The 14689-nt window shown below is 54.0% G+C and carries 11 protein-coding genes and 1 tRNA gene; all 12 read right to left on the minus strand.

Annotated features, from left to right (window positions below; translation table 11 throughout):
- Window positions 1-6 precede the first annotated feature (6 nt).
- Entirely contained in the window at window positions 7-1026 is a 1020-nt protein-coding gene (queA, locus tag QZQ29_RS02510) for a tRNA preQ1(34) S-adenosylmethionine ribosyltransferase-isomerase QueA (RefSeq protein WP_296959175.1), read from the minus strand.
- 351 nt (window positions 1027-1377) lie between these two features.
- Window positions 1378-2667: a SpoIID/LytB domain-containing protein gene (locus QZQ29_RS02515; RefSeq protein WP_296959178.1), complete on the minus strand. Its 1290-nt coding sequence runs from the start codon at window positions 2665-2667 to the stop codon at window positions 1378-1380.
- Window positions 2668-2672: 5 nt separating this feature from the next.
- Entirely contained in the window at window positions 2673-2891 is a 219-nt protein-coding gene (locus tag QZQ29_RS02520; RefSeq protein ID WP_296959201.1) for a DUF2905 domain-containing protein, read from the minus strand.
- Window positions 2872-3963, minus strand: a complete 1092-nt coding sequence (ruvB, locus tag QZQ29_RS02525; protein WP_296959180.1) for a Holliday junction branch migration DNA helicase RuvB — start codon at window positions 3961-3963, stop codon at window positions 2872-2874. Before ruvB ends, QZQ29_RS02520 begins: the two co-directional genes overlap by 20 nt.
- Window positions 3964-3966: 3 nt before the next feature.
- Entirely contained in the window at window positions 3967-4578 is a 612-nt protein-coding gene (gene ruvA, locus QZQ29_RS02530; RefSeq protein WP_296959183.1) for a Holliday junction branch migration protein RuvA, read from the minus strand.
- Complete coding sequence (gene ruvC, locus QZQ29_RS02535) at window positions 4575-5072, minus strand: crossover junction endodeoxyribonuclease RuvC (RefSeq protein WP_296959185.1); 498 nt, start codon at window positions 5070-5072, stop codon at window positions 4575-4577. Before ruvC ends, ruvA begins: the two co-directional genes overlap by 4 nt.
- A gap of 450 nt (window positions 5073-5522) precedes the next feature.
- Complete coding sequence (locus tag QZQ29_RS02540) at window positions 5523-6401, minus strand: aminotransferase class IV (protein ID WP_296959187.1); 879 nt, start codon at window positions 6399-6401, stop codon at window positions 5523-5525.
- A 68-nt stretch (window positions 6402-6469) separates the two neighbouring features.
- Entirely contained in the window at window positions 6470-7483 is a 1014-nt protein-coding gene (locus QZQ29_RS02545) for an electron transfer flavoprotein subunit alpha/FixB family protein (protein WP_296959189.1), read from the minus strand.
- Window positions 7484-7493: 10 nt separating this feature from the next.
- Window positions 7494-8285: an electron transfer flavoprotein subunit beta/FixA family protein gene (locus tag QZQ29_RS02550; RefSeq protein WP_296959191.1), complete on the minus strand. Its 792-nt coding sequence runs from the start codon at window positions 8283-8285 to the stop codon at window positions 7494-7496.
- A 371-nt stretch (window positions 8286-8656) separates the two neighbouring features.
- Window positions 8657-12079, minus strand: coding sequence for a DNA polymerase III subunit alpha (locus tag QZQ29_RS02555; RefSeq protein WP_296959193.1), 3423 nt, complete (start codon window positions 12077-12079; stop codon window positions 8657-8659).
- Between the two features lie 348 nt (window positions 12080-12427).
- A tRNA-Ser gene (locus tag QZQ29_RS02560) sits at window positions 12428-12519 on the minus strand.
- A gap of 703 nt (window positions 12520-13222) precedes the next feature.
- Window positions 13223-14434 (minus strand): MFS transporter, encoded by a 1212-nt coding sequence (locus tag QZQ29_RS02565; protein ID WP_296959196.1) that lies wholly within the window; start codon window positions 14432-14434, stop codon window positions 13223-13225.
- Window positions 14435-14689 lie beyond the last annotated feature (255 nt).

Below are 14689 nucleotides of genomic sequence, written 5' to 3' on the forward strand. Positions count from 1 at the left end.
TGTTCCTTATCTGATAAACATGGCGTCGCCGAAGGAGAAGAAACGGTACTTCTGCTTTACCGCCTCCTCATAGGCAGCAAGGATGTGTTCCCTTCCTGCAAAGGATGCCATCATCATAATGAGAGTGGATTCGGGCAGATGGAAATTGGTGACAATGGCGTCCACCATGTGCCACTGATAGCCGGGGTAAATGTAAAGCTGGGTCCAGCCGCTGCCGGCTTTCAGGGTGCCGCTCTGGCCCGCGGACTCCAGGGTGCGCACAGAGGTGGTGCCCACAGCAATGATGCGGCGGCCTTCACCTCTGGCCTTATTGATTTCATCGGCCACATCCTGGTTCACCGTATACCATTCCTTATGCATTTCATGATCTTCGATATTTTCTTCATTCACCGGACGGAAGGTGCCGATGCCCACATGGAGTGTGACAAAGAGGAGCTCCGCCCCCTTCTTCTTCATTTCTTCCATGAGATCCGGTGTGAAATGGAGGCCTGCCGTAGGAGCGGCAGCAGAGCCCTTGTACTTGGCATACACCGTCTGGTACTCATCCTTGTTTTCCAGCTTTTTGTGAATGTAAGGGGGCGTAGGCATTTCGCCCAGCTGGTCCAGAAGGCTGTCGAAATTACCGTCGTAGTGGAATTCCACCACCCGGCCGCCGAATTCCGTCTTGTCCAGCACTTTGCAGTAACAGTTCTCTGCAAATTCGATTTCCACGCCGGGAAGCGCCTTCCTGCCGGGATTCACCAGCACTTCCCACACATCATTGCCCTTAGGTGTGAGAAGAAGCATTTCCACCTTGCCGCCGGTATCCCGCTTTTTGCCGTACAGACGGGCAGGGATGACCTTGGTATTGTTGAATACAAACACATCGCCCGGACGGATTTCATTCAGAATATCCCGGAAATGATGATGTTCCCACTCACCGGTCTTTTTATCCAGCATCATGAGCCTGCAGGAATCACGGGGTTCCGCCGGTTCCTGGGCAATGAGCTCCTTGGGAAGGTCATAATTGAATTCTTCAAGTTTCATTGTACTTTCTATCTCCTGTCGTTGAAATTACGCTATTGGGGTTAACCTTTATATTATATGACAAATGGGGGAAATGTTTCCAGTTTCTTATTTTCTGGGAGTCAATAGGGCCGGTGGATATGTGCCATAAGGTTCAGAAGGTTGTGGTTTCGCTGCCCTAATCGCCGGCAAGTGTCATCTGCCGCAATAATGTACAATCTCGCCATGAGCCACTCAGCAGATTATCCACCTTCGGTGGATATCCCCTATCCCGCTCCGCGGGACTTCCCCTTAAAAAGGGGCAGAATAAAACTTCCTACGCTTTCCCTTTGAGACAAAAGGGCACAGGATTATAATCCCCGTCTCCATACCTCAATACATTTTTTCCACTTTGGTTCCCGTATAATAATGGGTCAGAATGGTCTTGTAATAATCTTTTCCATTGCCCTGCTTTTCTGCCATGGCTTCGGCCCCCCACTGGGAAAGGCCCAGGCCGTGGCCGTAGCCGTAGCCCGTGATGACGAGGCTGCTTCCTTTCACATTCAGGTCAAAGAGGGTGCTGTCCAGTCCATAGATGGACTGGAGCTTGTCGCCGGAAACGGTTTTGCTGCCGTTCTTCCCTATAAGAGTGAAGCTCTTCACCCTGCCGGAAACGCCCCGGTCCGCTGAGCGATGGGCTTCGCCGATGCGGAGGCGGGAGAGCTTGATGCCCTTCAGCGTTCCTACGTTATAGCCATAGTTTTTCATGGTATTTATGAAAGAAGAAAGGGACACTGTCTTAGTCCAGGGATTTCCTATGTACGCTTCCTTCACGCCCCGAAGGTAGGGAATGGAGGAGTCCCACACGTTTTCACTGTTTTCCGTATATCCGCCGCCGCTGGAATGGAAGAGGGCGTCAATGGGCTTTCCGCCGTAGGTGACGATTTCCCCAGCCGTCTCCCTCACCGCCCGGCTGGTGGCTTCCGTTTCCGAGGAAATGCCGGAGTACACCTGGGAACGGGTATCGTCGGTGACGTCGTAGCCGGAGGAGCGGTAACTGTTCTTATGGTACATGGCATAGGTCCTGGCAGCCACGGCCTGGGCCTTCAGGGCGTCCAATTTCCAGGAAGGCACCGCTTCCGCCGGCACCACGCTCTGGAGGTAGAGTTCCATGGGCACCGCATTCACCACGGTGACGCCGCTGCCCCAGGCGGAGGGAATAATCTTGATGTTCCCACGGTACCGGTTTCCCTTCACCCCAAAGGCGGGGGCACTGTTCCCTGTGGTAAGGTACACCTTGTCCCCCGCCTTTTTTCCGTTGAGAAGGATAGTATTCCCGCTTCTTGTAATGGAAAGGCGGGTGCCGCTGCCATATTTACCTACCACTTTCCCCGCTGATTCCGCCTTGAAGTCCGCAAGGCCCGTCACGTTCACTTCGCCGGAAGTCATGAGTCCCACTTCCACCTCCGGCCCCAGGCCGGTGGTCTTTTTTTCTGTCCCACTGGCGGCGGTGCTGCTTTTACGGGGCTGGGCCCTTCGGGCGGCAGACCTGTTTCCGGAAGAAGTATTTCCATGGGAAATCACCGCTTTCCGCTGCACCGGAATGGTTTCCGCTTCTGCCGGAACTGCAGCAAAAACAAGGGCCAGAGGCAGGAGGAGGGCTGTCCATAATTTACGATTCATAATGATTACCTTCTGAAAAAAATATTAAGGAGAATGGTACCGATGACGCTGACCAGGATGCAGGAAACGATAGGAAAATAGAATTCCGTATTTCCTTTGGAAAAATGAATGTCCCCCGGCAGGTGTCCCAGGAAAGTGAGTTTTCCGCCTGCCAGGAAGAAAAGGCCGGCCAGAATGAAAATGACACCGATGATGATAAGTATTTTACCGGTCCCCATGGTCACCGGCAAAGAGGCTCTCCCCCTCTTTTCCATTCCATGGCGCCCCTATGTGGTCATAGGCGGCAGGGGTGGCGATGCGTCCCCTGGGGGTTCTGGAAATAAAGCCGATCTGCATGAGGTAGGGTTCGCATACATCCTCAATGGTCGCCCTTTCCTCGCTGACCGCGGCGGAAATGGTATCGATACCCACAGGGCCGCCGTTGAATTTATAAATGATGGCCTTTAATATTTCATTATCCAAGTCATCAAGGCCGATTTCATCCACATGGAGTGCTTCCAGCGCTTCCGCAGCAATGTCGGCGGTAATGGCACTTCCCTTCACCTGGGCAAAATCGCGGATACGCTTCAGGAGGCGGTTTGCTATACGGGGCGTGCCGCGGCTGCGGCGGGCAATTTCACCAGCGCCGCTGTCTTCGATATCAATGCCCAAGATGCCGGCGGCCCGGGTAATGATTTTCTTCAATTCCTCCGGTTCATAGAACTGCATATGGTTGGTAATGAGGAAACGGTCCCGAAGCGGCGCAGACAGGGAGCCGGCCCTGGTGGTGGCACCAATCAAGGTGAAATGGGCCAGGTCGATGCGGATGAAGCTGGCGCCGGTGCCCTTCCCCATGACGATGTCCAGGGCAAAGTCTTCCATGGCGGAATAGAGGATTTCCTCCACATTCCGGTTCAGCCGGTGTATTTCATCGATAAAGAGTACATCATGGTCCTGCAGGGTGGTCAGGATGGATGCCAGCTCCCCCGGTCTTCCGATGGCAGGGCCGCTGGTGACCTTGAACTGGCTCCCCAGCTCGTTGGCTATGATTTTGGCCATGGTGGTCTTTCCAAGGCCCGGCGGGCCATAGAGAAGCACATGGTCCAGGGCCTCATTTCTTGATTTCGCCGCCGCGATGTACACCTTCAGATTCTTCTTAAAAGCCTCCTGGCCGATATAATCGTCCAGCCGCTGGGGGCGCAGCGTCATCTGCCACTCATCCTTCGGCGTTTCTTCCGTGGAAACGATGCGGCCCTTGCTGCCAAGCACCTCTTCCTCATCGACGCCGCCCAGACTTTTTATATACTTATTATTCATAGATTACTCCCGATTTCTCGCAAATTCACGGAGCGCGGCGCTCACCAGCTTCGACACGTTATCATAGCTGCCGGAGAGCTTTTGAAGCACCGGCGTGATTTCATCCATTTCATAGCCAAGGCTCATCAGGGCCTTCACCGCTTCTCCCGTAACAGGGTCCGCCTCCGTCGAAGGAGCAGGTTCGCTGCCGTCATCGGAAATGGTTTCCACCGAAAAGGCGCCGACCTTATCCTTCAGCTCCACCAGGAGCCTTTCCGCCGTCTTCTTTCCGATCCCCGGAAGTTTGGTGAGCTGGGACACATTCTGGGTTTTCACGGCGCCCACAAAGGCAGAGGGCGTCATGGAGGACAGGATGCCCATGGCCACTTTCGGCCCGATTTTTGAAATGGAAATCAAAAGGAGAAAGAGACTGTACTCCTCTTCGCCCAGAAATCCATACAGCAGGATGGCATCCTCCCGGACTGCCATGTAGGTGAGAAGCTTTGCTTCCTCCCCATTCGTAAGTTTCTGCCTTGTTTTATCGGAAATAAAAATCCGATAGCCTATGCCTCCTGCTTCCAGAAAGCAGGCATCCTTAAATAAAGCGGTAACCTTTCCTCTGATATATCCAATCATTTCATTCCCTCATATAACTGACGATGCTCCACATGGTAGGCGGCGGTAAGGCCGATGGCCAGCGCATCCGCCGCATCGTCGGGGTCGATTTTCCTTGTAATGCCCATGAGACGCTTCACCATCTCAATGACCTGTTTCTTCCCGGCCCTGCCGTAGCCGGTCATCTGCTGCTTCACCTGCAGCGGCGTCACCGGCACGATGGGGATATTCTGGCGATAGCCCGCCAGAAGGATGACGCCCCTGGCCTGGGCCACCTTGATGCCGGTGGTAATGTTCGTATTGAAATAGAGTGTCTCCACTCCCATGAACTGGGGCCGGTAGGTGGCAATGAGCTCGCATATGCCTTCATACACAATATTCAGCCGCTCCAGGTCGCTCTGGTCCTTGTATGTCTCGATGACTCCGTAATTTACCGGAGTAATGGACGTCCCCACCTTGTCCACCACCCCGAACCCGCACCGTCCGGTGCCGGGGTCAATGCCTAATACCCGCATAGCTCCTCCTGTTCCATGGCTGAAAAGTTTGTTCTTACTGGTTTATTATACCATAGGTTTATAGAGAAGCGGGGAAGTGTATTCCCGAAGGTTCACGCGGCTTCGCCGCAGGTAGAAAGGGGGCGCGCCTGACGGCGCGGGTTGTGTAAAAGGGTTGTGTTCGCTTCCGCTCAGGGGGCAGCGGCCCTTCGGGCCGAGGGTTGTGGTATCGCCCTTCGGGCGATGGATTTTATAATTTTGCGTTGCGAAATAGAAAACAATCGGGCTGGAGCCTATGGAAATGCAGTCCTTTCCCTCTGTGGGGACTTTCACTCAGGGCGGCGCTGATTCATTCTATGACGCAAACAGCAGGCTATGACAGGCCCTATGAATGAATCGGCGTTTTCTTAAGAGGGTTCCTCCAAAGCCCAACGTCAAAAAGCAGCCTTCCGGCTGCTTTTTGACTGCCTGTTACGGCAGACCATCGGTCATGAGATGGTGATAATGCTGCTGAATCTTTCTGGTTACCGTGCCCGGTTTGCCGTCGCCGATGGGCTTTCCGTCGATGGAGAGCACCGGCACGATGCCGTCCTGGCTGTTGGTGAGGAAGACTTCTTCCGCTTCCATCATATTATCCAGACGTACCGGTTCTGCGCCGTCGTCAATGGAGGTGACGCCGGCGGTGGGGGCTACGCGGGAAAGCACCAGGGAGCGGGTAATACCGGGAATCATGTATTCATTCTTGGCGGGGGTCCAGATGACGCCGGCCTTCACGATGCACACGTTGGAGTGGCTGGCTTCGGTGAGGAGTCCGTCTTTGATGAAGATGGCGTCGTAGGCGCCTTTTTTCTGCGCCTCTGCCCGGGCCATCATGTTGTTCAGCTGGTTCAGGGAAAGGATATCGCAGTGATGTCCGCGATCATCATTCATGGTGATGCACTTCACGCCGTCCTGCACCTTGGCAATGCTGTCCAGGTCGATGGGCTTTGCATAGACCAGTACGTTGGGGCGGAGGGCATTTCTTGAAGGAATGGTGAAATCATGGTCGCCGCTGCCGCGGGTCACGATGATTTTCACATAGCCTTCGGTGACTCCTGTTTCTTCAATGACCACTTCCACGATTTCCGTGAATTCATCAGGCGCCGTCACCGGACGGATGCCTAGAAGGCGCATGGAGCGGTACAGACGGTCCACGTGATAGGAAAGGGCAAAGGGATGTCCCCGGAATACCCGAACCCATTCGTAGCAGCCGTCGCCGAACTGCAGGCCTCTGTCGTCGGCACTGATGATTTTGGAGAAATCATAGTAGAAATTGTGATTGTAATAGATGGTAGTTTTTGCTTCTGCCATACCATTCACCTCCAAAAGGGAATGCAGGAAATCCTGCCAAAGAGAACTTCTATTTCATTATATCATTGTCAGGCCTGTTTTTCCGCTTTCCAGGCCTTGATTTTTTCTATGAAACGGGGCATGAATTCTTTCAGGTCCGCCACCACCGCATAGTCCGCCATTTCCATGATTGGCGCCTTGGGATCCCTGTTCACGGCAATGATAATGTCTGCGTTCACGGCGCACATATGCTGCATGGCGCCGGAAATGCCAAGGGCAAAGTATACCCTGGGCGATACGCCCTTTCCTGTCTGTCCGATCTGGCGGCTGTGAGGCTCCCAGCCCAGTTCGGAAATGGGACGGCTGCAGCCTACAGCAGCCCCCAGCAGGTCCGCCAGTTCATGTACCTTTTTCCATTCTTCTTCGGTGTGGAAGCCGCGGCCTCCTGCCACGATGACCTTTGCTGTTTCCACAGGGTTTTCATCCTTTTCACCCTGGATAATGGATTTCAAAATGGTACCCAAATCTTCTTCATCCAGTGTCACCGGCACCTCTTCCACCTTTCCGGTGCGGGAAGCATCAGCTTTGGGATATCTGAAAATTCCCGGACGCACGGTACCCACCTGGGGACGGAAGAGAGGGCTTACGATGTCAGCCATAATGTTGCCGTCCATGGCAGGGCGAGACCAGATGACAAGCCCCTTTTCCTTATCAGCGGAAAGCTCCGTCACATCGGCGGTGACGCCGCATACCAGTTCTGCCGCCAGCCGGGGCGCCAGGTCCCTTCCGAAGGAAGTGGCTGCAAAAATAATGGTATCCGGTTTCCTGTCCTTCAGGAAAGAGGCCAGTACCTTCTGATAGGCCTTCCCGTCATAATGGGAAAGCAGCTTGTGAGTCAGCACATACACTTCGTCGGCGCCCAGAGGAATCAGGGACGCCGGATCATCCGTAAGCGGGCCGCCGATGAGTACCACATGCACCTTATCGCCCAATTCATCCGCCAGATGCCTGGCTTCGCCAATAAGCTCTCCTGTTACCTTCTGAATCCCGCCGTTTACGAGAGCACCAATTACATAAATTCCTTTATATGCAGAAAAATCCATCATTGCCCTCCTATACCAGATTCAGCTTTTTCATGGCGCCAAACAGTTCTTCCACTGCCTCTGCCGCCGGTTTTCCCTCGATACGGAGATTTTCCTTCTTCGGCGGCACCACCGGCCGCACCTGCCGCACCTGGGTAGGGGAGCCTTTCATGCCGATACGGCTGGCATCCACCGGAATGTCCGCAGCCGTCAAATTATGGATTTCCACCTCATCCTTCTTCAGGATGCCCTTGATACTGGGATACCGGGGCTTGTTGAGCTCTCCCGTGCAGGTAATGACCCCGGGGAGCTTCATGTCCAGCACTTCCCGGTCATCACCAAACTGCCGCTCCACCTGCACATATCCTTCCTTCTCATAGGACAGGCCGATGGCAGCGCTCACATCGGAAATCCCCAGGGTGGCAGCAATTTCCGGCCCAATCTGGGCGGTGTTGCTGTCAATGGATTCCATGCCGCAGAAAATGAGGTCAAAGCTGCCGATTTTCTCAATGGCTTTGGCCAGGGTATAGCTGGTGGCCAGGGTATCGGCACCGCCAAAGGCTCTATCCGTCACCAGGTACGCCTCATCGGCTCCCATGGAAATGGCTTCCTTCAGCACCGCTTGTGCCTGCGGCGGGCCCATGGAAATCACAGTCACCGTGCCGCCTGCCTGGTCACGAAGCGAAAGTGCCGCTTCCAGCGCATTCCTGTCCATGGGATTCAGGATACTGTTTGCATTATTTCTCTTTAATCTACCGGTGGACGGGTCCACTTCCATTTGGGAGGTATCCACCACCTGCTTTACGCAAACCAGAAACTTCATAATAACCCCCTTTGAAACAACTCCAAGGCTTCCTGTTTTAGAAATTTTTATTCCATTTAAGTATACCATACGGCAGCGTTCTGCGGCATATTTATTTATGGACGGCCGCTTTGCGGCCGAGGTTCAAAGGGTTCAGAGGGTGTGGTATCGCCTCCGGCGATGAGTATATAGGCCGCTTCGCGGCCTCTCCTGCTTTCAGGAATACAGCCCTCTGCTGTCTGCCGTCTGATGTCTTCATGCCAGCCGGTATATAACAGCATTCTCTCATTTACTATCCTTACCGAGATCCTTCGCTTTACCCAGGATGACGGCGAACGGAGGGAAAATGCCGGCGGCCAGCGGACAGCCGATAGCGGATAGCTGCCCACTTCTCACTTCCGGCCTTCCACGCAGGCATTCCCCAGAAGGCCCTTCAGCGCTTCCTCCGCTTCTTCTGAGAAGTCAAGAAAGAATTTCGGCACCATGCGGATTTCCTGCCTTGTCCTCTGGATGTGGAGGAAAACCGGCGTGTCGCCGTGGTATTTGAGGAGGATGCGGCCCAGGGCGTCGCTGACCATGTTGTTTTCATGCCTTTCATCCACATAGAGATGGACAGCCGACACCGGCGGGCGCAGGGTTTTGTGATAGAGGGAGAGGGGGATGATTTCATCCGCCAGGATTTTCACTTCCCGTTCGTTGGACTGCACCCTTCCCCGGATGCAGATGGCTGCATCTTCCGTCATCACCGGTCTTGCCTTTTCCCAAACCGAAGGGAACACCACCGCTTCCAAATCGCCGTCATAGTCTTCTATGGTGACGTAGCCCATGGGGGCTCCCTTCTTTGTCATGGTGCCCTTGACGCGGGTCACCGTGCCGCCTACGGTGACCGCTTTGCCGTCATATTTAGCGCTTTCTGCGTTGAGCTGGTAAATGGGAATGCAGTGGGCCATCTGCTTTTTGTAGGCATCCAGAGGATGGCCGCTGACGTAGAATCCCAAGAGTTTTCTTTCCCATTCGATTTTTTCATTCTGCGGAATATCCGGAAGCGGCGGATAGGTAATGGTCTTGGCGCTGTCCATGTCGCCGAAAAGGCTCACCTGTCCCGATTCCCGGTCTTCCCTGATGGACTGGGCATTGCTCATGGCCTCCGGCAGCACCGCCAGAAGCTGGGAACGGTTGCGGCCCAGAGAGTCCAGGGCGCCGCAGCGGATAAGGCTTTCGCAGGCCCTGCTGTTGAGGCCCCGGCTGTCCACCCGCTCCAGAAAGTCGCTGATATCCTTGAAGGGGCCTCCTTTCCTTCTGGCTTCAATGATGCCGTTCACCGCATTTTCCCCTACATTCTGGATGCCATCCAGGCCAAAGAGGATTTTATTTCCTTTAACGGAGAAATAGGCCTCCGAAAGGTTCACGTCAGGCGCTGCGATTTCCACGCCCGCCCTTTTGGTATCGGAAATATAGCGGCTCACCTTTTCCCGGTCGCCGATGTAGCAGGTCATCATGGCCGCCATGAATTCCGGCCGGAAATGGGCCTTCAGGTACGCCGTCTGCCAGGCAATCCAGCCGTAGCACACGCTGTGGGATTTATTGAAACCGTAGCCGGCAAAGTGGACCATAAGGTCGAAAACGTAATTGGCGGTATCCTTGTGTACGCCATTCTTCACGGCTCCTTCCACGAAGGTATCCCTGTTCTTCTGCAGGATTTCCGGCTCCTTATGCCCCATGGCACGGCGGAGCATATCTGCCTGGCCCAGGCTGAAGCCGCCCATGACCGAAGCTATCTGCATGACCTGTTCCTGGTAAAGGATGACGCCGTAGGTTTCTTTCAGGATAGGTTCAAGGGATGGATGGGGATACTCCACCGGGATTTCCCCGTGCTTCCTCTTGATGAAATCTTCCGCCATACCGCTTCCCAGAGGCCCCGGCCGGTAGAGGGCCACCATGGGGATAAGGTCCTCAAAGCGGTCCGGATGGAGCTTCATGAGAAGGGAGGTGAAGCCGGAGGATTCGGACTGGAATACGCCGATGGTGTCTCCTTCGCAGAGCATGCGGCAGGTTTCCTCATCCTCCGTGGGAATGGCATTGATGTCCAGTTTGATGCCCCGGTTCTTTTCAATCATTTCCAACGCGTCATGAATGACGGTGAGGTTTCGAAGACCCAGGAGGTCCATCTTCAAAAGCCCCAGCTGTTCCACCTGGTCCTTTTCATACTGGGTCTGGATGAAATTGTCCTGGGTGAGCTGGATAGGCACATACTCATCCACCGGCTTGGAGCAGATCACCACCCCCGCCGCATGGGTGCCGGAATTTCGGGACAGCCCTTCCAGGTCCAGGCAGTGGTCGATAAGGCTGTGCACCTGGGGATTGGATTCGTAAAGCTCCTTGAATTCCCGGGAACCGTCCAGGGTCTTCTTCAGCGTCACCCCGGGACCGGAAGGCACCATTTTAGCAATTTTATCCACGTCCCGAAGAGGCATGTTGGTGACACGCCCCACGTCCCGGATGACCGCTCTCGCCGCCAGGGTGCCGAAGGTAATAATCTGGGCGACCTGGTCCTTCCCGTACTTTCTGGCCAGGTAATCAATCACCTCACCCCGCCGCCGGTAGCACAGGTCCGTATCAATATCCGGCATGGACACGCGTTCCGGGTTCAGGAAACGTTCAAAGAGGAGATCAAAGCGCAGCGGGTCGATTTCCGTAATATGAAGAAGATAGGCCACAATGCTTCCCGCCGCACTGCCGCGGCCCGGGCCGATGGGGATGCCGTGGGACTTGGCATAATGGATGAAATCCATGACGATGAGGAAGTAATCGGAAAAGCCCATGTGCTCGATGACTCCCAACTCATAATCCATGCGCTCCTTCTCCTTCCCCGTGGGATGGGGATACCGCTCGGGCAGCGCCTTTTCGCAGAGCTTCCGGAGATAGGACTTGGACGTTTCTCCCTCCGGCACGTCAAAGGAAGGCAGCTTGTGCTCCCCGAAGGTTAATGTCACATGGCAACGGTCCGCAATTTTCTTCGTATTTTCAATGGCCCCCGGATATTCTCCCAGGATGGCTTCCATTTCCTCTCCGCTCTTGCAGTAGAACTCATTATTAGCAAAATGGAAATGGTAGGGGTCGTCCAGCGTTTTGCCGGTGGAAATGCAGAGCTTGATTTCCTGGCTCCCTGCGTCCTCCTTCTTCGTGTAGTGGAAATCGTTGGTAGCCACCAGCCCCAGGCCGTACTCCTTCGCCAGCGCCGCCAGCACAGGACGCACCGCCGCTTCTTCCGGAAGCCCGTGATTCTGGAGCTCGATGAAATAATTGTCCTTCCCGAAGGTGTCGATGTAGAACTGAATCACCTTCCGTGCCTTCTCCATATCATGGTTCAGGATGGCCTGTGGAAGCTCGCCGCCCACGCAGGCGGACATGGCAATGAGCCCCTTATGATACTTCACAAGGAGATCATGGTCCGCCCGAGGTTTGAAATAATATCCCTCGGTCCAGGACTTGGAGCAGATTTTGATAAGATTCCGGTAGCCCTCATTATTTTCCGCCAGAAGAATCAGATGGGCCAGCTTCTCCTTTTCTCCCCCTGCCCGCTTCTCAAACCGGCTTCCCCTCGTCACATAGACCTCACAGCCGATAATGGGCTTGATTCCCTGGGCCATGCACTCCTTGTACAGGTACACCGCCCCATACATGACCCCATGGTCCGTAATGGCCAGCGCCGTCTGTCCCATATCCTTCACATGGGACACCAGCTCCTTAATCCGGCAGGTGCCATCAAATAAACTGTATTCCGTATGCACATGAAGATGAACGAATGGATCCATTGTTCCTCCTGAAATCATTGAAAAAGGTTTTTGTTTTATTGTATCACACGGGGCGGAGAAAAAGGTTCTTAAGATTGACGCAGCCTCCGGCTGTGAGGGTTCTCAGGTTTGACGGCCCTTTGGGCCGAGGGTGATGGCGGCGGCATGGGGCTGCTGCGCAGCCCGGGTTCATAGGGTTCATAAGGTTCAAAGGATTCAAAGTCCAGCAGCGCTGCGGATTTGACCTCCCGCCTGCACTTGTCAATCCAATTCAAAAGCAAAGAGTCGTAAATTTAACATGAAGATTTACGCTTTACCGTAAAAACAGCAAAGCAAAAGAGCCCATCTATTCGATGAGCTCTTACTTTGTGGCGGAGAGAGGGGGATTCGAACCCCCGTGCCGGTATTCGCCGGCAACATGATTTCCAATCATGCACCTTAAACCGCTCGGACACCTCTCCATGCTGCTTATTCCCTGGCCCTGGGGCCAGCGCCTTGTTTTTTTCATCAGTGGTTGACTGACTTATGTAGTATACCAACGGAGGCGGTATATGTCAAGCATTTTTTTGAAAAACTTTTTTGTAATAGTTTCCTGCCGCCATGCTTCGCCGCTGCCTCACGCCGAACAGGAAACCTTTCGCGAATAGTTTCCTGCCGCTATGCCCCGCCACTGCCTCACGCCGAATAGGAAACCTTTCGCGAATAGTTTCCTGCCGCCATGCTCCACTACTGCCTCACGCCGGATAGGAAACCTTTCGCGTATAGTTTCCTGCCGACATGCTCCACCACTGCCTCACGCCGAATAGGAAACCTTTCGCAAGCAGTTTCCTGCTGCTATGCTCCACTACTGCCTCATGCCGAACAGGAAACTGTCTGCGTATAGTTTCCTATCGCCATGCTCCGCCGCTGTCCCACGCCGAATAGGAAACCCTTTGCGAATAGTTTCCTGCCGTCATGCTCCGCCGCTGTCCCACGCCGGACAGGAAACTTTCCACTAATAGTTTCCTGCCGCCATGCTCCGCCGCTGCCTCACGCCGAATAGGAAACCTTTCGCAAGCAGTTTCCTGCCGTCATGCTCCGCCGCTGTCCCACGCCGGACAGGAAACTTCATAAGAAAAAAAGCCGTGAAGAAATGATTACCATTTCCTCACAGCTTTTCTCTGCTTATGCTTTTTCTACAGAACCTGCTCCATGGCCCTGTTTGACGTTGCGGTGCCATGCATAGAGACCGTAGTACAGGAAGGCGCAGGCAGCGGAGCCTACTCCTACCAGGGAATAGATGCCCGAAAATCCCAGGGGCCCTTTGAAGGCGCCCAGAATATAAGGTCCTACGCCAAGGCCCAGGTCCAGCATGACGAAGTAGGTGGATACGGCTACGCCGATACGGACTTCCTCCACCAGTTTCACGCAGATGGCCTGGCCATTGGACATGAAGGTGCCGTAGCCCAGTCCTACAAAGACGCCGGCCAGAAGCATTTCCCAGCTCCTGGTGGTGATGGAGAGTATCAGAAGGCCCACAGCCAGGCAGGCGAAGGTGGGATACATGACGAAGTCTTCACCCTTCTTGTCGAACATCACCCCTGCCACCGGACGAATAATGGTGACGGACAGGGCATAGACCACGAAGAAGAGGGTGCCTGCGGTCATGAGATGGAGCTCCGCCGCATAGGTAGCCAGGAAGCTGAGCACGCTGGAATAGCAGAGGGCTACGAAGAAACCTACGATGGAAATCCCCATGACCTTCGGTTCCAGGAAGCTGGTGAGGGAAATTTCTTTCAGCTCATTACGCCGTTCTTCGGTAATCCGGATTTCATCCACCTTCATCACAAAGGCAGCAGCCAGACATACAAGTACCACGGCCACGCAGAACATAATAATAATGCGGAATGTGAAGAACTGCTGCATCATCATGCCCAGGAAAGGTCCGATGGCTGCAGCCAGGCTCATGCTTAATGCATAGTAGTTGATGCCTTCGCCCCGCCGCTCTTCCGGAATCATGGCGGACACGATGGTACTGGTGGCGGTGGATGCAATGCCGTAGCCAATGCCGTTCAGGAAACGCACTGCATACATATAAGGAAGGGAATCCACGCCGAAATACATGCAGGTGGTGGCCAGGTAGAAAAGGATGCCGCCGTAGAGCATCTTTTTGCGGCCGTAAATTTCAACGGATCTTCCTGCTAAAAGCCTTGCCGCCAGGGTGCCCAGGACGAAGATGCCCGCCGCCAGGCCCGCTTCGCTCACCGTGGCATGGAGGGAATGAATGGCTTCGGAGGCGATAATAACCACCAGCATATAATAAATAATGTAAATCAGAAAATTCACAAGGGTATCCAGAATGAACCCCCTGGTCCACAAACGTGGTTTGACTGCCATAATAAAAATCAACCTCTTTCTGTGCAGTACATGAAAATGAAATCTTCTTTTCACAGGACTTCCTGCGAAACACAGACCCCATTATACAAACCTTTCCCCTTCTTGTATAACAGATAAAAAAGATGGGCGCCATCGCAAAAAGCGATAACGCCCATATCTTTCAAAGCTCATATTTCTTTAGGGAAGCGCTGATTAAATCGTTATCGGATTTCATTCTTGTATTTTTATTCAATGCAAGGAATAAGTCGACGCGAA

This window comes from uncultured Dialister sp., assembly GCF_900538805.1.
Classification (GTDB): Bacteria; Bacillota; Negativicutes; order Veillonellales; family Dialisteraceae; genus Dialister.